The sequence below is a fragment of the Limimonas halophila genome (assembly GCF_900100655.1).
GTDB lineage: Bacteria > Pseudomonadota > Alphaproteobacteria > Kiloniellales > Rhodovibrionaceae > Limimonas > Limimonas halophila.
Genome location: NZ_FNCE01000002.1, coordinates 268,140 through 288,334 on the forward strand (window position 1 = coordinate 268,140; position 20,195 = coordinate 288,334).

Annotated in this window: 16 protein-coding genes and 1 tRNA gene; 8 read left to right on the top strand and 9 right to left on the bottom strand. The window is 67.9% G+C overall.

Annotated features, from left to right (window positions below; genetic code table 11):
• Positions 1–44: 44 nt before the first annotated feature.
• Together argC and BLQ43_RS04240 are read left to right on the top strand one after the other, a co-directional pair.
• On the top strand, positions 45–1,088 hold the full coding sequence (gene argC / locus BLQ43_RS04235; protein ID WP_090018880.1) for an N-acetyl-gamma-glutamyl-phosphate reductase: 1,044 nt from the start codon (positions 45–47) through the stop codon (positions 1,086–1,088).
• 54 nt (positions 1,089–1,142) lie between these two features.
• The gene (locus BLQ43_RS04240; RefSeq protein WP_090018881.1) at positions 1,143–1,697 is read left to right on the top strand and encodes a gamma carbonic anhydrase family protein; all 555 of its coding nucleotides are present in this window, start codon (positions 1,143–1,145) and stop codon (positions 1,695–1,697) included.
• Positions 1,698–1,773: 76 nt separating this feature from the next.
• On the opposite strand, the gene BLQ43_RS04245 is transcribed toward BLQ43_RS04240, so the two are convergent.
• Positions 1,774–3,576 (bottom strand): PHA/PHB synthase family protein, encoded by a 1,803-nt coding sequence (locus tag BLQ43_RS04245; protein WP_090018882.1) that lies wholly within the window; start codon positions 3,574–3,576, stop codon positions 1,774–1,776.
• 277 nt (positions 3,577–3,853) lie between these two features.
• Here BLQ43_RS04245 and BLQ43_RS04250 point away from each other — a divergent pair, with 277 nt between their 5' ends.
• The 6 genes from BLQ43_RS04250 (at position 3,854) to BLQ43_RS04275 (ending at position 10,258) form a co-directional block, all read left to right on the top strand.
• Entirely contained in the window at positions 3,854–4,660 is an 807-nt protein-coding gene (locus tag BLQ43_RS04250) for an OmpA family protein (protein WP_090018883.1), read from the top strand.
• Positions 4,661–4,727: 67 nt separating this feature from the next.
• Positions 4,728–5,987, top strand: coding sequence for an LL-diaminopimelate aminotransferase (locus BLQ43_RS04255; RefSeq protein ID WP_090018884.1), 1,260 nt, complete (start codon positions 4,728–4,730; stop codon positions 5,985–5,987).
• Positions 5,984–7,279: a homoserine dehydrogenase gene (locus BLQ43_RS04260; protein ID WP_090018885.1), complete on the top strand. Its 1,296-nt coding sequence runs from the start codon at positions 5,984–5,986 to the stop codon at positions 7,277–7,279. The genes BLQ43_RS04255 and BLQ43_RS04260 overlap by 4 nt, the downstream gene beginning before the upstream one ends.
• 55 nt (positions 7,280–7,334) lie before the next feature.
• Positions 7,335–8,318 carry a class II fructose-bisphosphatase gene (gene glpX, locus BLQ43_RS04265; protein WP_090018886.1) on the top strand — a complete coding sequence of 328 codons (984 nt, stop codon included), beginning with the start codon at positions 7,335–7,337 and terminating at the stop codon, positions 8,316–8,318.
• A gap of 5 nt (positions 8,319–8,323) precedes the next feature.
• Positions 8,324–10,123 carry a single-stranded-DNA-specific exonuclease RecJ gene (recJ, locus tag BLQ43_RS04270; RefSeq protein ID WP_090018887.1) on the top strand — a complete coding sequence of 600 codons (1,800 nt, stop codon included), beginning with the start codon at positions 8,324–8,326 and terminating at the stop codon, positions 10,121–10,123.
• Between the two features lie 59 nt (positions 10,124–10,182).
• Positions 10,183–10,258: transfer RNA gene (locus BLQ43_RS04275), tRNA-Glu, on the top strand.
• A gap of 207 nt (positions 10,259–10,465) precedes the next feature.
• Here BLQ43_RS04275 and BLQ43_RS14285 read toward each other — a convergent pair.
• From BLQ43_RS14285 to BLQ43_RS14935, 8 genes are all read right to left on the bottom strand, one after another.
• A complete protein-coding gene (locus BLQ43_RS14285) occupies positions 10,466–10,699 on the bottom strand; it encodes a hypothetical protein (protein WP_143006157.1) in 234 nt (77 codons plus the stop codon).
• Between the two features lie 210 nt (positions 10,700–10,909).
• Entirely contained in the window at positions 10,910–11,182 is a 273-nt protein-coding gene (locus BLQ43_RS04280) for a hypothetical protein (protein WP_090018888.1), read from the bottom strand.
• Positions 11,183–11,196: 14 nt separating this feature from the next.
• The gene (locus BLQ43_RS04285; protein ID WP_090018889.1) at positions 11,197–11,988 is read right to left on the bottom strand and encodes a peptidylprolyl isomerase; all 792 of its coding nucleotides are present in this window, start codon (positions 11,986–11,988) and stop codon (positions 11,197–11,199) included.
• Between the two features lie 12 nt (positions 11,989–12,000).
• On the bottom strand, positions 12,001–12,735 hold the full coding sequence (gene narI / locus BLQ43_RS04290) for a respiratory nitrate reductase subunit gamma (RefSeq protein WP_090018890.1): 735 nt from the start codon (positions 12,733–12,735) through the stop codon (positions 12,001–12,003).
• On the bottom strand, positions 12,732–13,466 hold the full coding sequence (gene narJ, locus BLQ43_RS04295; protein ID WP_090018891.1) for a nitrate reductase molybdenum cofactor assembly chaperone: 735 nt from the start codon (positions 13,464–13,466) through the stop codon (positions 12,732–12,734). Before narJ ends, narI begins: the two co-directional genes overlap by 4 nt.
• Before the next feature lie 11 nt (positions 13,467–13,477).
• A complete protein-coding gene (gene narH, locus BLQ43_RS04300; protein ID WP_090018892.1) occupies positions 13,478–14,995 on the bottom strand; it encodes a nitrate reductase subunit beta in 1,518 nt (505 codons plus the stop codon).
• Between the two features lie 13 nt (positions 14,996–15,008).
• The gene (locus BLQ43_RS04305; protein ID WP_090018893.1) at positions 15,009–18,770 is read right to left on the bottom strand and encodes a nitrate reductase subunit alpha; all 3,762 of its coding nucleotides are present in this window, start codon (positions 18,768–18,770) and stop codon (positions 15,009–15,011) included.
• Positions 18,771–18,792: 22 nt separating this feature from the next.
• Complete coding sequence (locus tag BLQ43_RS14935; protein WP_218119114.1) at positions 18,793–20,190, bottom strand: NarK family nitrate/nitrite MFS transporter; 1,398 nt, start codon at positions 20,188–20,190, stop codon at positions 18,793–18,795.
• Positions 20,191–20,195 lie beyond the last annotated feature (5 nt).

A 20,195-nucleotide genomic window follows, 5' to 3' on the forward strand; every position in this document is an offset into this window, starting at 1 on the left:
GTTTTTATGAGACCATCGGCGTGCAGCCGACGAGGGAGGCGAGCATGAGCGATCCCATCCGCATCGGCATCCTGGGAGCAAGCGGCTACACGGGCGCCGAGCTGGTGCGCCTGCTCGCCGGGCACCCGGACGCACAGATTCGCGTGCTCACTGCCAATCAGCAGGCCGGCCAGCCCATGCACGCGGTGTATCCGCACCTGCGCAGCATGGACCTGCCGGACCTGGTGACCTGGGAGGAAGCCGACTGGTCCGCGCTGGATGTCGCGTTTTGCGCCCTACCGCACGGGACGAGTCAGGCAATCGTCGCGCAGATGCCGGCGGGGCTGAAGGTCGTGGACCTCTCCGCGGACTTCCGGCTGCGCGATGTCGACACGTACGCCGCCTGGTACGGCAAGGCGCACCAAGCGCCGGAGCGTCAGCGCGACGCGGTCTACGGCCTGACGGAACTGAACCGTACCGCGATCGGGCACGCCGGTCTGGTCGCGTGCCCCGGCTGCTACCCCACGGCTGCGCTGCTCGCGCTTTCGCCACTGCTCGACGCGGGCACGGTCGAGCCGGGTGATCTCATCATCGATGCCAAGTCGGGGGTCACGGGCGCGGGCCGCAAGGTGACCCAAGGGCTGCTGTTTGCCGAGGTGGGCGAGGGCATCCACCCCTACGGCGTCGGCAAGCACCGTCACGCGCCGGAAATGGAGCAGGAACTCAGCCTGGCCGCGGGCGCGGACGTGCGCGTAAACTTCACGCCGCATCTCATCCCCATGAACCGCGGCGAGCTGGTGACCTGTCACGTCCGGCTGGCGGGCGATGCGACGGCCGGCGATGTGCGCCGCGTGCTCGGCGAGCGCTACGATGCCGAGCCCTTCGTGCGCGTGCTGCCCGAAGGGGCCACGCCGGCGACGCGCAACGTCCGCGGCTCCAACATGGCCGAGATCGGCGTGTTCCCCGACCGGCTGCCGGGCCGCGCGGTCGTGGTCGCGGCCATCGACAACCTCGCCAAGGGCTCCAGCGGGCAGGCGATCCAGAACATGAACGTCATGCTCGCACTGCACGAAACCCGTGGCCTCGAGCTTCAGCCGATGTTCCCCTGATCCCCGTCGAACGCCGAAACGGCTCGGCCGGCCACACGGATCGCGGAGCGCGCCATGAGCGGTTATGTGCTGCCTTTCAAGGGCATGGCCCCGAAGGTGGCGACGGATGCGTTCATCGCCGAGAATGCCGTCGTCATCGGCGATGTGGAAATCGGTGAGCAAGGCTCGGTCTGGTACGGCTGCGTCATCCGCGGCGACGTCAACCGCATCCGGATCGGCGCGCGCACGAACGTGCAGGACGGCACCGTCATCCACGTGAACCACGACCCCCACGGCGATTACCGGGAAACCGGGGGCGGGGAGCCGACCTGGATCGGCAATGACGTCACCATCGGGCACATGGCGCTTATCCACGCCTGCACGATCGAAAGCGGCGGCTTTGTCGGCATGCGCGCGACGGTCATGGACGGCGCGGTGGTGGAAGGCGGCGCCATGGTTGCCGCGGGCGCGCTCGTCACGCCGAACAAGCGCGTTCCCGCCGGCGAATTGTGGGGCGGTAGCCCCGCCAAGAAGATGCGCGACCTCACGGCCGAGGAGCGCGCCAACATGCCCTACCAAGCCCGGCACTACGCGCACTTGGCGGATGCCTACCTGACGGAAGGGCTGTAAGCCCCCTCGGCAAGAAAAAGCCGCCGACAGCCGGGCTGTCGGCGGCCGACGCGACCGGTCGTGCCGCGTGAAGTCGTCAGGACTGGCCCTTCATCTTCACGTACGAACCCGGTGCATCCTCGATCGGCGTGTAAACGCCGCCGCCGGGCTGGCGCGCGGTAACCGTCTCGGTCCCGACCGTCTTGGTGCACCAACTGTGCCACTCCGGCCACCAGGAGCCCTTGTGCTCCGTGGCGTTCTTCAGCCAGGTGTCCGGGTCCTTCGGGTTCTTCGCGTTGGTCCAGTAGCAGTATTTCTGCTTGGCCGGCGGGTTCACGACGCCCGCGATATGCCCCGATGCCGCCAACACGAAGCGCACCGAGCCCTTGAGGTGCTGGGTCAGGGCGTAGCCCGACTTCCACGGCGCGATGTGGTCTTCCTTCGTGGCAAGGACGAAGGACGGCTGGTTGATCGCGCGCAGGTCGATCGGCGTATCAAGCAGCTCGATTCCGCCCGGCTCGATCAGCTTGTTCTCCAGGTACATCTTGCGGAGATAGAAGCTGTGCATCGCCGCGGGCATGCGCGTGGAATCGGAGTTCCAGTATAGCAGGTCGAAGGGGAAGGGCTCCTTGCCGAGCAGGTAGTTGTTCACCACGAACGACCAGATCAGGTCGTTGGCGCGCAGCATGTTGAAGGTCGTCGCCATCGCGGAGCCTTCCAGATAGCCCTGTTCCGCCATTTTGTTTTCCAGGGCCTGGATCTGCTCTTCGTCGATGAAGACCTCCAGCTCGCCGGCCTCGCTAAAGTCCACCATCGTCGTGAAGAAGGTGGACGCCTTCACGCGGTCACTCTGCCCGTGCTGGTCCAGGTAAGAGAGGGTGCAGGCCAACAGCGTGCCGCCCAGGCAGTAGCCGATCACGTTGGTCTGCTTTTCGCCCGTGACCTCTTCGACCACGTCGAGCGCCGCCAGCGGCCCCTCGCGCATGTAGTCCTCGAAGGATTTCTGGGCAAGTTTTTCGTCCGGATTGACCCAGGAAATCATGAAGACGGTATAGCCCTGGTCGACGCACCACTTCACATAGGAGTTCTTCTCCCGCAGATCGAGAATATAATACTTGTTGATCCACGGCGGGATAATCAGCAGCGGCGTCTTGTAGACTTCCTCGGTGCTCGGCGAATACTGGATGAGCTGCATCAGCTCGTTCTGGTAGATCACCTTACCCGGCGTGACGGCCAAGTTGGTGCCGACCTCGAAGGCATCGTAGTCGGTCTGGCTGATGCGGCCCTGCTCCATGTCCTGGAGCAGATTCTCCAGCCCGTCGAGGAGGTTCTGGCCGCCGGTTTCCACGGTCGTGCGCAGGACCTCAGGGTTGGTCATCATGAAGTTGGAGGGCGAGAGCGCGTCGACGAACTGCCGCGTGTAGAAATCGACTTTCTTGGCGGTCTGCTGGTCGAGCCCTTCGATGTCGTTGACTGTGTCCAACAGCCACTGCGCCGAGAGCAGGTAGGACTGCTTGATATGGTCAAACATCGGGTTCTCGGCCCAGGACTCGTCCTTGAAGCGGCGGTCGCTGGGATCGGGTTCCACCACCGACTCGCGCTCACCGCCCAGCATGCGCTTCGCGGTCACGCCCCAGAGGTTGACGGCCTGCTGCCAGAACTGGAACTGGGCCTCGACCACCTTTTCCGGGTTTTGCGCCGCCTGGCGGCCGAGTTCGGCGTAGGCGTTCGCGATCGTGAACGGATCGACGCCTTCAAGCGGTGAACTCAGCTTTTCGCGCGAAAGAAAGTTCCGCGCCAGTTCCTGGCTCTTGGTAGCGATGTTGGCCATTGTCCGGGCCAACTCGGCGGCATCGGGCATCTCCGGGCTCTCGTTCGATCCGCCCTGTTGCTCTGCCATGATCCCATCCTTATGGTTTCAACTCGGACTGCATCAGCCGGGCTGCCGGTCCCGTGGCGGGCGCGTATCCCGCGAATTGTGCGGTGCACATAATACGGGTCGGCACCTTTGGTGCAAGCCCGTCAGCGCGAGCGGGGCAGGCCGCTCCACATCAGGTCGTTGAACACCTTGGGATCGAAACCGTAGCACGGTGGTTGAGCACACGCCCATATCTGCGTCCGAACGCCCGCGACCGGCTCACGGCTGGCGCGTCCCGGGCGGTGTTGCGGCGGTCGTTTTGCCGCTGGGGCTGCTTCTGACCGGCTGCACGAACGCCCTGGTGGGCGACGACGTCACGCCCGAGCGTGTACAGCTCGAGGGCGATGCGGCCGAGGCGGCGTACCCGCGTTTGTCGACGGTGCCCGACGGCCCGCCGCGCCGGCCCAGCCGCCGCGCCGAGCGCCAGCGCCTGATCGACGAGCTGCAAGGCAAACCGGCCGGCGATGAGAAGACCGGCGCAGCCGGGCAGGGCGCGCGTCGCGCGCCCGCCGGCGATACGCCGGGCGCGGTGCAGCTTGCACAGGCTCAAGGTGGCGACCCGGCGGACGAGCGCATCGAGATCAACCGGGACGAAATCCCCCAGATGGCGCCCAGCCGGGAGGGGCAGCCGGTTCAGGTCCCCGCCGGGACAGCGGACGATGCCGGCGACGACCAGCCGAGCGGCGATGCCACGGGCCGGGGCGAGGTGCGGCGCATCGCCGTCATCCAGTTCGGCCACGGCCAAGCGGGGCTCGACGGCCGCGACCGGCGCGTGCTGCGAAAGGTCGCCACGATCCAGGAGCGCACCGGGCGCCGTCTGCGCGTGGTCGGGCACTCCAGCAGCTTCACGCGCACGCTCAGCCCGATCGACCACCGGATCGCCAACTTCGACATGTCGATCAAACGGGCGGAAACCGTGGCGAACGCGCTCGTGGCCATGGGGGTGGGCGCGGACGCCATCCGCGTCCAGGCGCGCGGCGACCGCGATCCGCTGTATCACGAGTTCATGCCGAGCGGGCAGGCGGGCAACCGGCGCGCTGAGATCTATCTCCGAGCGTCGCGCTGATTCGCGTGCCCCCGCGATCGCGGCTTGAGCGCCCCCGGTCCCATTCGCAGACAACGATGCGGCAGCCATGGAAAACGAGTTTCACCGGATCAAGCGCCTTCCGCCCTATGTGTTCGCCGAGGTGAACGCGCTGAAAGCGAACGCACGCCGGCGCGGCGAGGACGTTGTCGACTTCGGGATGGGCAATCCCGACCAACCGCCGCCCCAGCACATCATCGACAAACTGACGGAGTCGGTGCAGAACCCGAACGTTCACGGGTATTCCAACTCGCGCGGCATCCCCGGCCTGCGCCGGGCCCAAGCGGCGTATTACCAACGCCGGTTCGGGGTCGAGCTGGACCCGGAGCGCGAGATCATCGTCAACATCGGCTCCAAGGAAGGGTTGGCGAACCTGGCCCAGGCGATCACCAGCCCGGGCGACGTCCTGCTGGTGCCGAACCCAAGCTATCCCATTCACGCCTTCGGCTTCATCATCGCCGGAGCGGCCGTGCGGGCGCTGCCGGTCGCCGGGTTCGACGACGACGAGGCGGCCTTCCGCCGCGCGTTCATGGAGCAGATGAAGCGCGCCGTGCGGCATTCCGTGCCCAAGCCGTTGGCGGTGGTGCTCAACTTCCCGAACAACCCGACGGCGCGCACGGTCGATCTGGACTTCTACGGCGAGGTGGTGGAGTTCTGCCGCCACCACGGCATCTACATCATTTCCGACGTCGCCTACGCCGAGGTCTACTTCGACGTGGACCCGCCGCCGTCGATCCTGCAGATCCCTGGCGCGCGCGAGGTGGCCGTCGAGTTCTCCTCGCTGTCGAAGAGCTACTCCATGCCCGGCTGGCGCGTCGGCTTCTGCGCCGGCAACGAGAAGTTGATCAACGCGCTGGGCCGCGTGAAGTCGTACGTGGACTACGGCGCCTTCACACCCATCCAGGTCGCGGCGACGGCGGCGCTGAACGGTCCGCAGGACTGCCTGGACGAGATGCGCGAGCGCTATCGCGCCCGCCGCGACCTGCTGATCAATGGGCTCAACGCCGCGGGCTGGCCGGTCAAGGCACCGCCGGCATCGATGTTCGCCTGGGCGCCCATTCCCGAGCCGTTCCGCCACATGGGCTCGCTGGCCTTTTCGAAGTACCTGCTGGAGCAGGCGAACGTCGCGGTCAGCCCGGGCGTCGGCTTCGGCGAGTACGGCGACAACTACGTCCGCCTCGCCCTCGTGGAGAACAAGCACCGCACGCGCCAGGCCGTCCGCAACATCAAACTTTTCATGCGCCGTGAACTGGGCTACCAGACACGGGCCGACGGCCAGTCCCAGAAAGACAGGAAGGTGGCCCTGTGAGTGAACCGCTGCGCATCGGCGTGGCCGGTCTCGGCGTGGTGGGAACCGGCACGCTGACGGTCCTGGAGCGCCATCACGAACTCATCGCCGACCGCTGCGGCCGGCCCGCGATGGTTACGGCCGTGTCCGCGCGCGACCGGCGCAAGGAGCGGGGAGTCGACCTCTCCGCCGTGCGCTGGTTCGACGACCCGACCGCCATGGCCAGCGACCCCGAGATCGACGTCGTCGTCGAGTTGATCGGCGGCGAGGCCGGTGTGGCGAAGGATGTCGTGGAAACCGCGCTCGCCCACGGCAAGCACGTCGTCACCGCCAACAAGGCCATGCTCGCCCATGCGGGCACGGAGCTGGCCGGCCGCGCCGAGGAATCGGGCGCCGTGCTGGCGTGCGAGGCAGCCGTGTGCGGCGGCATTCCCGCCATCAAGACGGTGCGCGAGGGCCTCGCCGGCAATGCCGTCGAGGCGATCTACGGCATCCTCAACGGCAGCTCCAACTACATCCTGACGACGATGCGCGAGACGGGCCGGGAATTCGGCGAGGTGCTCGCCGACACCCAGAAGCTCGGCTACGCCGAGGCCGATCCCAGCCTGGACGTCGACGGGATCGACGCCGCGCACAAGCTCGCGATCCTCACCGCGCTCGCCTTCAACACCCGGGTCGACTACGAGGGCATCCACGTCGAGGGCATCCGCGAGGTGAGCGCGCTCGACATCAACTACGCCGAAGAGCTGGGCTACCGCATCAAACTGCTCGGCATCGCGCGCCGGGCCGACGGCGGCATCGAGCAGCGCGTCCACCCCTGCATGGTGCCCAAGAGCGCGCCCATCGCGAACGTCGAGGGCGTGAACAACGCCGTCGTCGCCGAAGGCGACTTCGTCGGCAACATCCTCACCGAGGGCGCGGGCGCCGGCGCCGGGCCGACAGCGTCGGCCGTGGTCGCGGACATCATGGACATCGCGCGCGGCACGAACCTGCCGACCTTCGCCGTGCCCGCCTCGAACCTGCATCCGTTGGCCTCGCGCGGCATGCACGAGCACCAGGGTGGCTACTATCTCCGCCTGATGTGCCTGGACCGGCCCGGTGTGCTAACGGAGATCACAGCGGCACTGCGCGACGAGGCGATCTCGGTGGAATCCATGGTTCAGCGCGGCCGCGGCCCCTCGGGCGAGCCGGTGCCGATCGTCATCACCACGCACGAAACCCGCGAGGCGGGCATGATGCGGGCGCTGAAGGCGATTGAGCAACTCGATGCCGTGCTGGAGGCGCCGCGCCTGATCCGGATCGAGAATCCCTGACAGCCGTCACGGCTCCCGCACACACGACCGCGCGTTCAACAGAGGACTGCCAGCCATGGCCGACAGCGCGACGCTCGACCGCAACCTTGCTCTCGATGCCGTTCGCGTGTGCGAGCACGCCGCCCTCGCCACCTCGCGCCTGACCGGGCGCGGCGACGAGAAGGCCGCGGACCAGATGGCCGTGAACGCCATGCGCGACGCGCTCAACGAGGTCGCCATCGACGGCACGGTGGTGATCGGCGAGGGCGAGCGCGACAAGGCGCCCATGCTCTACATCGGCGAGCAGGTGGGCGCCGGCGGCCCCGGCGTGGACATCGCCCTGGATCCGCTCGAAGGCACCACGATCACGGCCAAGGGCGGCGCGAACGCGCTCGCTGTCCTGGCGCTGGCGCCGCAGGGCACGATCCTGAACGCGCCCGACACCTACATGCAGAAGATCGCCGTGGGCGGCGACCTACCGGCCGGCGTGGTCGATCTGGACGCCGACCTGGAAGCCAACCTGAAGGCGCTGGCCGAGGCCAAGGGCAAGCGGGTGGAAGACCTGAGCGTCTGCGTGCTCGACCGGCCGCGGCACAGCGAGATCATCGACACCATCCGCCGTGTCGGCGCCCGCGCCATGTTGATCAAGGACGGCGACGTCGCCGGCGTCATCGCCACGACGCGCTTTGCCGGCTCGGTGGACATGTACATCGGCACCGGCGGCGCGCCGGAGGGCGTGCTGGCGGCCTCGGCGCTCGCCTGCATCGGGGGGCAGATGCAGGGCCGGCTGGTGTTCCGCGACGACGACGAGCGCGCGCGGGCCGAGCGCTGGGGCATCACCGACTTCGACCGCAAGTACGAGCTGCCGGACATGGTCAGCGGCGACGTCATCTTCACGGCGACCGGCGTTACCGACGGCAATATGGTGCACGGCGTGCATTGGGACGGCCAGCGCGCCAGCACGGAGTCCGTGGTCATGCGCGCGGCCACCGGCACGGTGCGCCACATCCGGGCCGAACACGATCTGCGCCGCAAGATCTGGTCGCACGTGAACGCCTGACCGGCATGTCGGAAGCGGTCGCGTCTGAGCGCCCCGCGGTTCTGGGGGTCGAACGCTCGGTTTCTGGCAAGCGCTGGTATGCGCGCGGCGACGACGACCGGCTCGCCCGTGCCCTGGCGCAGCGCCTCGGGGTGTCCGAGCTGGTCGGGCGCGTCATGGCGGGCCGGGGCGTCGGGCTCGCGGAGGCCGAGAATTTCCTGAACCCCTCGCTGCGCAGCGACCTGCCCGATCCCGCCGGCTTTCAGGACATGGATCGCGCCGCCGCGCGGCTGGTCGAGGCCGCACAGCGCGGCGAGTCCGTGGCGCTCTTCGCCGACTACGACGTGGACGGTGCCACCTCCGCGGCACTGCTGAACCGCTTCCTGCGCCATGTCGGGCTCACGCCCCGCATCTACGTGCCCGACCGCATCGCCGAAGGCTACGGTCCCAACGAAGCCGCCGTCGAAACGCTGCACAATGAGGGGCACAGCCTGATCGTCTGCCTCGACTGCGGCATCACGGCGTTCGAACCCCTCCAGCACGCCCAGCGGCTCGGCGTCGACACGATCGTCGTGGATCACCACCAGGCCGAGCCGCACCTGCCGCCGGCCGTTGCGGTTGTGAACCCGAACCGGCTCGACGAGTCCGGCGCACACGGCCAGCTCGCAGCCGTCGGTGTGACCTTCCTCACGGTGGTCGCGCTCAACCGCGCGCTGCGACAGGCCGGGTTCTACGGGGCGAGCCGGCCGGAACCGGATCTGCGCCGCTGGTTGGATCTGGTGGCGCTTGGCACCGTCGCCGACGTCGTGCCGCTCACAGGGGTCAACCGGGCGCTCGTGGCGCGCGGGCTGGACGTGGCGGCGCGCCGCGGCAATCCCGGACTGGCGGCGCTGGGCGATCTGGCGCGGCTGGACGAGCGGCCCACGCCGTTTCACTGCGGCTTCGTGCTGGGTCCGCGCATCAACGCGGGGGGCCGCATCGGGCGCGCGGACATGGGCGCTCGACTGCTGTCCACGGACCGTCCCGGCGAGGCAGCCGAGATCGCGGGCGAGCTGGACCGCCTGAACACCGAGCGCAAGGAGATGGAGTCCGCCGTCCTCGACGCCGCGATGGCGCAGGTCGATCAGGCGGACGCGCTGCCGCCGGGCCTGGTGCTCGTCGCCGGCTCGGGCTGGCACCCGGGGGTCATCGGCATCGTCGCCAGCCGGCTGGTGGAACGCTATCAGCGCCCGGCCATTGTGGTGGCGTTCGACGAGGAGGGACGCGGGCAGGGGTCCGGCCGCTCGGTACCGGGCGTGGACCTCGGCGCAGCGGTCATCGCGGCCCGGCAGGCCGGTGTGCTGGACGCCGGCGGCGGCCACCCCATGGCGGCCGGACTATCGGTTTCCGCCGACAAGCTCCGGGCCGCCCAGGATTTCCTGACGGAGCGACTCAGCAGCGCGCTCGCGGCCAGCGGCTATGTGCCCTCGATGTCGCTGGACGGCACGGTGCGCCCGCGGGGCGCCACGCTCGACACCGTGCGCGCGCTCGAGGACCTCGGCCCGTACGGCACGGGCAACCCGGAGCCGCGATTCGCCGTCGCCGACGCGCGCGTGGTGGGAGCCGACGTGGTGGGCGGCAACCACGTGCGCTGCACGCTCACGGACGAGACGGGGGCGCGCCTGAAGGCCATCGCGTTCCGCGCCGTCGACGAGCCGGTCGGGCAGGCGCTTCTGAACACACGCGGCGGCACGGTTCACGTCGCGGGAAAGTTGCGTTTGGACCGGTGGGCGGGCCGCAACGGCGTGCAGCTGATCGTCGACGACGTCGCGACGTCGGGAAGCTAGGCCGCTCCCCTTGAAACACGCCGCCGTCTCCGTTAGTTCCCGTCATGGCGACAGCCGGTGTCCCCATCGTCTAGTGGCCTAGGACTCCGCTCTTTCAAGGCGGCGACGCGGGTTCGAATCCCGCTGGGGACACCACTTTCTTTGCTCCGGGCGCTCGCTGGACCAAGGGTGCGCCTTGCTGCTCCGGGGCGAGACGGCAAATACCACGGCTGCGACACCCCCAGAAAAACGTTGCCCTGCTTTCCGGGATCAGTGGATCTTGGCCGGTGGGCGAGGTGTCGTCAGATTGCGGGAAGGGATCGTCCTATTCGGCACCCGCCGTCACCAGCACGGGCATGTAGATCAGGGCGTATCCACCAAATGCGGCGATCGACGCACCTGGCGAGAGGGCCAGTAAAGCTGGGCTCGGGTCCAACCCGTGGCCATCGCCATCACGAGGCCGAACGCTGCCGCGGCCGCCGGACAGAGCGCACCGAGTCGGAACAACGACGGGACGCCGTGCTCAAACGGCACCAACGCAGGCCGCGACATACGCAGACCCTCCGGATAGAGCAGCTCGCCGTAGAGCAGAATCACCTTTTCCCTATGCCCACGCCGCCGTGGCCGTCCCGGGGGTGATTCTGCTTGCTCGTGCGTGGACAGCCGGAAGGCTCGCGTGCTGGCAGCACGCAAGCGGCCGACAGGCCACTGAGCGCCGCAGGCGCTGAAACTGCTCGCACCGGAAAAACACGAACCTATGCTGAGGTTTCCGGCTTTCTCCGCCAACACGATTTCACGCACGGTGCTCTAGCCGTCCAGCCGGTGGCGCAGCATGGCCTCCAGGCAGGCGCCTTCGGGCGACTCGCCGTCCTGCATGCGGCCGACCACCTGGGCCCAGGCTTCCTCGTCCGCGCTCACAACGAACTGGCGCACGGCGAGCTGGGCGTAGGCGGGCAGGCTCTCCCCCGCGGCGTCGGCGGCGTGGCGCGCCCGCGCCACGGTGACGAGGTCGAAGCGCTCGCCAAGCAGCTCGATGGGGTCGGCGCACTCCACGGAATCCAGCAGTCGTCCCAGATGCATGACGGCCTCCCCGATTACTGCACCAGCGGACTGGACGCGGCGGCAATGTCCAGGCCGCGGATGTCCGCGCGGCCGGCCAGGATGGAGATGTACTGTGCGACGGCCCGGTTCCACGACTGGCTGCGCAGGTAGTGGGCGATGCGCTCACGCACCGCCTCGAAGGCCAGATCCTCGCCGCTGCGCCGGTCGTCCAGGCGCACGACATGGATGCCGTAGCGGGTCGGCACGGGGGCGGGGCAGAGCTGCCCCGGCTCCAAGGCGTCCAGGAAGCTCTCGAACTCGCTGACCGTCTGCCCGCGCGCGACCCATCCCAGGTCGCCGCCGTCCGAAGCAGACGTACAGTGCGAGCGCGCCCGTGCCAGCTCGGCGAAGCGATCCGGCTCGGTTTGCAGCTCGGCGATCGCTTCGTTGGCCTGGATTTCGGCCTGGGTCCGGACTTCGGTGTCGCCGGGCGGCGCCGGGAAGAAGATGTGCGCCGCGCGGTAGGTGTCCGGCGTGCGGAATTTGCCGCGGTTGTTGTCGTAGTAGCGCCGCAGCATCGTCTCATCCAGCTCCGGCACGGCGATCTCGCGCGCGAGAAGCTGGCGGATCAGGGCGTCCTCGTCGGTCTCGCGCTTGCCGTCCGCCAGCGGCTGCGGCTCGGGCACGAGACCCTGGCGCTCGGCTTCGGCGAGCAGCAGTTCGCGCACGACCAGGGCCTCGGCCGCCTGCGCCCGCGCGTCCGAGAGCGTCTCCGCCGGGTGGTTCTGGGTTTCGGTCGCGATCGCCTCTTCGCTGATCTCGCGGCCCTCGACGGTGATCGACATGGCAGCCTCCGTTCAGCTCATGGGCCGGGCCGTGCGCGTGGCGGTGCCGCGGCGGCCCTTGGGGTGCCGGCTTCGCACGATCTGATAGCCGGTGCGCCCCAGGAACCAGACAGGCGCCGAAATGGCGTGCACCAGGCGCGTGAAGGGGAAGACCAGGAAAATCAGCAGCCCCAGCGTCAGGTGGATTTTGAACACCAGCGGCGCCGGCACGATCATCTGCCCCAGGCCGTCCTGGAAGGTGAGGATGCCCTGCGCCCACTCCATGAAGACGACCATCATGGCGCCGTCGAGGTGCTGGGCGGAGAAGGGGATGGTGAGCATGCCCAGCAAAAGCTGGACGTAGAGCAGCACCAGGATCGCCAGGTCCGCCCACTGCGTCTGGCGGCGGATGCGCGGGTCGGTCAGGCGCCGGTTGAGCAGCAGCGTCGCGCCGACCAGCGCCATCAGCCCGGCGATGCCGCCGAGCGTCATCGCGAAGAGCTGCTTGAAGGTGTGGCCGATCCCGAGGAAGTCGTAGACCTCGATGGGCACGAGCAACCCGAAGAGGTGGCCGAGGAAGATGATGAGGATGCCCACGTGGAAGAGGTTGCTGCCCCAGCGCAGCTGCTTGCGCCGCAGGAGCTGGCTGGAGCCGCTGCGCCAGGCGAACTGGTCCGTGTTGAAGCGCATAATGCTGCCGACCACCAGCACCGCCACGGCGATGTAGGGGAAGTAGCCGAACAGCAGGGTGTGGATGTCGCTCGTCATTGCGGCGTCTCCCGATCGGCGTGGTGGGCCTGTTTGCCGGTGGTGGCGGCGGCCACGCGCTCGGCGATCTGCTTGATGCGCCCGCAGCTGTTGCCGCCCGTGCCGGGTGCGTCGGGACCGAAGGACACGGGGTCCTCGGCCCACTCGCGGTCCAGGCGTTCGGTGTCGTCCGGCTCGTCGTCGCCTTCCTTGAGGATCTGCTCCAGGGACGCGGCGTCCGCCGGCTGCGCGGACAACGCCTCAAGCGCCTCGAACACGGGCGCGTAGCTGGAGCCGCGTTCCTTCAGCCGCGAGCGGATGCCGGCGATGACGTGGATGGGCTGGCTCAGGCGCTGACACGCCTCCTCGGGCGCGAGGACGGAGCAATACTCCAGGTACAGCGGCAGGTAGTCGGGCAGCTCCTTGGCGGCGAGTTCGAGGCCCGCCTGCGCGTACATCTGCTGGAGCTGGACCATCGCCTCGCCGCGGTCGCGGGACTCGCCGTGGACGTGCTCGAAAAGATGCAGCGAGCGCGCCCGGCTGCGGTCGAAGAGCGCGACGTAGCGCGATTGCAGGTCGAGCAGGTCCCAGGTGGCCAGTTCGTCCAGCAGCGGCTTCAGGGCCTCGCGCTGGCGGCGGGGCACCAGCCCCTCCCGCCGCAGGGCGCGGGCGATTTCGCCGTCCCGCACGGCCTGCTGTAGCTCGGCCGTGGGGTAGTTCAAAAGCGCGGCGAGCGCGGCACAGGTGTACATGACGCGCCCCCTCAGGTGCCCGGACTCTTCGCCATGGCGAAGAGGTTGACGCTCTCCTTCGGGCTGGAGGGCGTGCCCGAACAGCCGTGGCCGAAGGAGAAGCCGCAGCCGCCGCGCAGCTGCTCCGCGTCCTCGTCGGTTTCGCGGTGGCTGGTGGGGATGACGAAGCGGTCCTCGTAGTTGGCGATGGCCATGATCCGGTACATCTCTTCGATCTCGTTCCCGGTCAGGCCGACGCGCTCCGCCGCGCCCTCGTCGATCACGCCCTCCACCGTCTGGCTGCGCATGTACTGGCGCATGGCAAGCATGCGCTCCAGGGCGGTGACGATGGGCTCGTCCCAGCCGGCGGTGAGCATGTTGGAGAGGTAGCGCACGGGGATGCGGAGCTGGCGCACGTCCGGCATGCCCTCGTCCAGCGGCAGGTCGCCGTCCTCCGCGGCCTGCTGCACCGGCGAAAGCGGCGGCACGTACCAGACCATGGGCAGCGTCCGGTACTCGGGGTGGAGCGGGAAGGCGACCTTCCACTCCATTGCCATCTTCCACACCGGGGAGTGCTTGGCCGCCTCGATCCAGGACTCGGAAATCCCGTCGCGCTTGGCGGCGGCCTGGACGTCGGGATCGAAGGGGTCGAGGAAGACGTCGAGCTGGGCCTGGTAGAGGTCCTGCTCATCGGCCTTGCTCGCGGCCTCCTCGATCTTGTCGGCGTCGTAGAGCATCACGCCCAGGTAGCGGATGCGCCCGACGCAGGTCTCCGAGCACACCGTGGGCTGGCCCGCCTCGATGCGCGGATAGCAGAAGGTGCACTTCTCGGATTTGCCCGTGGACCAGTTGTAATAGATTTTCTTGTACGGGCAGCCGGAAATGCACATCCGCCAGCCGCGGCACTTGTCCTGGTCGATGAGGACGATGCCGTCCTCCTCGCGCTTGTAGATCGCGCCGGACGGGCAGACGGCGACGCAGGACGGATTGAGGCAGTGCTCGCACAGCCGGGGCAGGTACATCATGAAGGTGTTTTCGAACTGCCCGTAGATGTCCTTTTCGACGTCCTGGAAGTTGTAGTCCTGCGAGCGCTTGGCGAATTCACCGCCCAGGATTTCCTCCCAGTTCGGCCCCCATTCGATGTCGTTCATGCGCTGGCCGGAGATGAGCGAGCGCGGGCGCGCGGTGGGCGGCGCCTGCATGTCCGGGGCGGTGTGCAGGTGCTCGTAGTCGAAGGTGAAGGGCTCGTAGTAGTCGTCGATCTCCGGCAGGTCGGGGTTGGCAAAGATCTTGGCGAGGATGCGCCACTTCGCGCCCAGACGCGGCTCCAGCTTGCCGTTCTTCTTGCGCCGCCAGCCGCCCTTCCAGCGGTCCTGGTTCTCCCAGTCCTTGGGATAGCCGATGCCGGGCTTGGTCTCGACGTTGTTGAACCACGCGTATTCCATGCCCTCGCGGCTGGTCCACACGTTCTTGCAGGTCACCGAGCAGGTGTGACAGCCGATGCACTTGTCCAGATTGAGGACCTTGCCGATTTGCGCGCGCACACGCATCGATACTCTCCCTTCACGCGCCCGATTGGACGTGGCCGGCGGACTGGTATTGTTTCGTGCTTTCCGGATCTTCCAGCCAGTCCACGGTCGCCATCTTGCGCACGACGATGAATTCGTCGCGGTTGGAGCCCACCGTGCCGTAATAGTTGAAGAAGTAGCTGAGCTGGGCGTAGCCGCCGATCATGTGCGTCGGCTTCACGACCGCACGCGTAACGGAGTTGTGGATGCCGCCGCGCGTGCCCGTAAGCTCGGAGCCCGGCACGTTCACGATCTTCTCCTGGGCGTGGTACATGAGCACCATGCCCTCCTTGACGCGCTGGGAGACCACCGCGCGCGCCGTCAGCGCCCCGTTGGCGTTGTAGGCCTCGATCCAGTCGTTGTCCTCGATGCCCACCTTCTGGGCGTCGCGCTCGGAAATCCACACGATGGGCCCGCCGCGCGAGAGCGTGAGCATCAAGAGGTTGTCGGTGTAGGTTGAGTGGATGCCCCACTTCTGGTGCGGCGTGATGAAGTTGAGCACGATTTCGCCGTGCCCGTTGTCGTGCGTGCCCTGGACCGGCGCGATCGTCTTGGTGTCCACCGGCGGCTTATAGACGCACAGGGCTTCGCCGAACGCCCGCATCCAGGGATGATCCTGGTAGAGCTGTTGCCGCCCGCTGAGCGTGCGCCACGGGATCATCTCGTGGACGTTCGTGTAGCTGCCGTTGTAGCTGACCTTCTCGCTTTCAACGCCGGACCAGATGGGCGAGGAGATGATTTTGCGCGGCTGCGCCGTGATGTCGTGGAGCTGGATATGCTCCTCCTCGCGCCCGTCGGCGAGGTGGGCGTGCTCGCGGCCCGTGCGCTTTTCCAGGTCGTGCCACGCTTTCGCCGCGACCCCGCCGTTTGTCTCCGGGGCCAGCGAGAGCACGGTGTCGCAGGCCTGCCGGTCGGTTTCCATCACCGGCCGGCCCGCCGTGGGCCCCTTGCGCACGCTGCCGTTGAGCTTGCGCAGGTAGTCGATCTCCTCGTTCGTGTCCCAGGACAGGCCCTTGCCGCCGTTGCCGAGCTGGTCCATCAGCGGCCCGACGGAGGTGAAGCGCGCGTAGACGTTGGGATAGTCGCGCTCGACGACCTTGATGGCGGGCATCGTCACGCCCGGCTGGGCCTCGCACTCGCCCTTGTGCCACTCCTTCACGTCCTTGGGCTGGCCCAGTTCGGCGGGGGAATCGTGCTGGAGCGGGCTGAGGACGATGTCCTGCTCCTTGCCCAGCACCTCCGGCGCCACCTCGGAGAACTTGGCGGCGATCGACTTGTAGATGTCCCAGTCCGTGCGGCTTTCCCACACCGGGTCCACTGCCGGGTTCAGCGGATGGACGAAGGGGTGCATGTCGGAGGTGTTGAGGTCCGACTTCTCGTACCACGTGGCCGTGGGCAGCACGACGTCGGAATAGAGGCAGGTCGTGCACATGCGGAAGTCGAGCGTGCACAGCAGATCCAGCTTGCCTTCCGGCGCCTCCTCGTGCCAGGCGACCTCGCGCGGTTTCTGCTCGCCCGTATGGCCCAGATCCTTGCCCTGAAGCCCGTGCGTCGTGCCCAGCAGGTGCTTGAGGAAGTATTCGTGGCCCTTGCCGCTGGAGCCCAGCAGGTTGGAGCGCCAGACGAAGAGATTGCGCGGGAAGTTGTTGGGGTGGTCCGGGTCCTCGCAGGCGAAGCCCAGGTCGCCGCGCGTCAGCTTGTCCACGACGTGGGAGACGGGATCGGTACCCGCGTCCCTGGCCTCGCGCGCCACGTTCAGCGGGTTGCGGTTGAGCTGCGGCGCCGACGGCAGCCAGCCCATGCGCTCGGCGCGGACGTTGTAGTCGATCAGGCTGTCGCGGTTCCACTCGCCCTCGGGCGCGGTGGGTGACAGCAGCTCGGACACCGGCAGCTTCTCGTACCGCCACTGATTGGTATGGGCGTAGAAGAAGCTGGTGCCGTTCATGTGCCGCGGCGGGCGGTGCCAGTCCAGCGCGAAGGCCACGGCCGCCCAACCCGTCTGCGGGCGCACCTTTTCCTGGCCGACGTAGTGCGACCAGCCGCCGCCCGACTTGCCGACCGTGCCGCACATCACCAACAGATTGATGATGCTGCGGTAGATCATGTCCTGGTGGTACCAGTGGTTCAGGCCCGCCCCGAGGATGACCATCGAGCGGCCCTCGGTGCGGTCGGCGTTCTTGGCGAAGGCGCGCGCCACCTCGATCACGCGCTTGCGCGGCACGCCCGTGACCTGTTCCTGCCACGCCGGGGTGTAGGGCACGTCGTCGTCATAGGAGGTCGCGGCGTTCTCGCCGCCCAGGCCGCGGTCCACGCCGTAGTTGGCGGCGAAGAGGTCGAAGACGGTGGTGACGAGCGTTTCCGTGCCGTCGGCCAGGGTGACGCGCTTCACCGGCACCTGGCGCGTGAGCACCTCGTCGTGATCCGTGCCGGTGAAGTAATCGTGGTGGCGGTCGCCGAAGTAGGGGAAGCGCACGGGCGCGCTGTGGTCGCGGTCGTGCAGCGTGGTCAGGCGCAGCTCGACGTCGCGGTCCCGGCCGTCCTTCTCCTCCAGGTTCCAGTGGCCGTCCGAACTCCAGCGGAAGCCGATGGAGCCGCGCGGAACCACGATCTCGCCCGTCTTGCGGTCGTACGCGACCGTCTTCCAGTCGGCATTCTCCTGCTCGCCCAGCGCATCGGCGAAGTCGCTCGCGCGAAGCAGGCGCCCGCCCGTGTAGCCGTCGCCCTGCGGGTCCAGGCGCACCAGCTTGGGGAAGTCGGTGTAGCGCCGGCAGTAGTCCTGGAAGTAGTCGGACTGCCGATCCAGGTGGAATTCGCGCAGGATGACGTGGCCCATCGCCATGCCCAGCGCGGCGTCCGTGCCCTGCTTGGGCGAGAGCCAGAGGTCGCCGAACTTCGAGGCTTCCGAGTAGTCCGGCGTGATGACGACGCTCTTGGCGCCCTTGTAGCGCGCTTCGGTGTAGAAGTGCGCGTCGGGCGTGCGCGTCTGCGGCACGTTGGAGCCCCAGATCAGCAGGAAGCCCGCGTTGTACCAGTCCGCGCTCTCGGGCACGTCGGTCTGCTCGCCCCAGGTCTGCGGCGAGGACGGCGGCAGGTCGCAGTACCAGTCGTAGAAGGACAGGCACGTCCCGCCGAGCAGCGAGAGGTAGCGCGTGCCCGCCGCGTAGGAGAGCATCGACATCGCCGGGATGGGCGAGAAGCCCGCCACGCGGTCCGGCCCGTAAGACCGGACGGTGTAAGCGTTGGCTGCCGCCACCAGCTCGGTCGCCTCGTCCCAGTCCACGCGCACGAAGCCGCCAAGGCCGCGGCGCTGTTTGTAGGACTGCGCCTTTTCCGGGTCCTCGACGATCGACTTCCACGCAGCTACGGGGCTGTGCGTCTTGCGCGCCTCGCGCCACAGCGCCACGAGCTGCTGGCGCATCATGGGGTACTTCAGGCGGTTGCCCGAGTAGATGTACCAGGAATAGCTCGCCCCGCGGGAGCAACCGCGCGGTTCGTGGTTGGGCATGTCCGGGCGCGTGCGTGGGTAGTCCGTCTGCTGCGTCTCCCAGGTAACGATCCCGCCCTTCACGTGGATCTTCCACGAGCACGATCCGGTGCAGTTTACACCGTGGGTGGAACGCACGACCTTGTCGTGCTGCCAACGGTTGCGGTATCCGTCCTCCCACGAGCGGTCCTCGTTGGTGACGATCCCGTGGCCGTCGGAAAACTGGCCCACGTTCTTGCGGAAGAAGGTCAGCCGGTCGAGAAAGTGGCTCATCAGGAGTCTCCAGGTCGCGGGCTCAGCAGCGGATCTCGGCGTTGCGGCGGGTGTAGAACCACCACGTCAGGGCCGTGCACACCGCGTAAAAGGCGATGAAGAGGTAGAGCGCCGGCTCGGCGCCGCCCGTGTACTCGATCGACGTGCCGTAGGCCTTGGGGATGACGAAGGCACCGTAGGCAGCGATCGCGGAGGTGAAGCCGATCGTGGCGGCGCTTTCCCGCTCCGCCTCGCGCGTCTGCTCCGCCGCGCTCGTGTCGGGCATCAGCCGTGGCACTTCCTTGCGGAAGATCACGGGGATCATCTGAAAGGTGGAGGCGTTGCCCACGCCCGTGGCGAAGAAGAGGATCATGAACATCGCGAAGAAGCCCCAGAAGGCGCCGGGCTGCTCGCGGATGCCCAGGAAGAAGAGCACACCCAGGACGGCGGCGATCATCACCACGAAGGTCCAAAGCGTGACGCGCCCGCCGCCGAACTTGTCGGAGATCCAGCCCGTCGCCGCGCGGCTGAGTGCGCCCACCAGCGGGCCCAGGAAGACGTACTGCAGCGCACCCACGTCGGGGAACTGGTTGGTCGCCAGCAGTGGGAAGCCGGCCGAATAGCCGATGAAGGAGCCGAACGTGCCGGTGTAGAGCACGCACATGATCCAGTTGTGCTTGCGCCGGAAGATCACCGCCTGATCCGAGAAGGACGCGCGCGCGCTGGCGATGTCGTTCATGCCGAACCAGGCGGCGATCGTGGCGATCACCAGAAAGGGCACCCAGATGAAGCCGGCGTTCTGCAGCCAGATCTTGCCGCCCTCGGACACCTCCTGCGGTGGGCCGCCAAGGCTGCCGAAAACCGAGAAGGTGATGACGATGGGCACGATCAGCTGCATGACGCTGACGCCCGCGTTGCCCAGGCCGGCGTTGAGGGCGAGGGCGTTGCCCTTCGACTTGCGCGGGAAGAAAAAGGAGATGTTGGCCATCGACGAGGCGAAGTTCCCGCCGCCGAAGCCGCACAACAGTGCCAGCACCAGGAACACCCAGTAGGGCGTGTCCGGGTTCTGGACGGCGATCCCGATCCCCACGGCCGGGATCAGCAGCGAGGCCGTGGAAATCGCCGTCCAGCGCCGGCCGCCGAAGATGGGCACCATGAAGCTGTAGAAGATGCGCAGCGTGGCCCCGGAGAGCCCCGGCAGCGAGCTGAGCCAGAAGAGCTGGTTGGTGGTGTAGTTGAAGCCGATCGCGCCGAGCTTGGCGACCACGACGCTCCACACCAGCCAGACACAGAACGCCAGCAACAGGCAGGGAATGGAGATCCAGAGGTTGCGCTGGGCGACCTTGTAGCCGGCGTCCTCCCAGAACTGCTCGTCGTCCGGCCGCCAGTCGGTGAGCACCTGGCCGCCCTTGGGAACCGCGTGGCTCGTTGCGTTGGTCATGATGG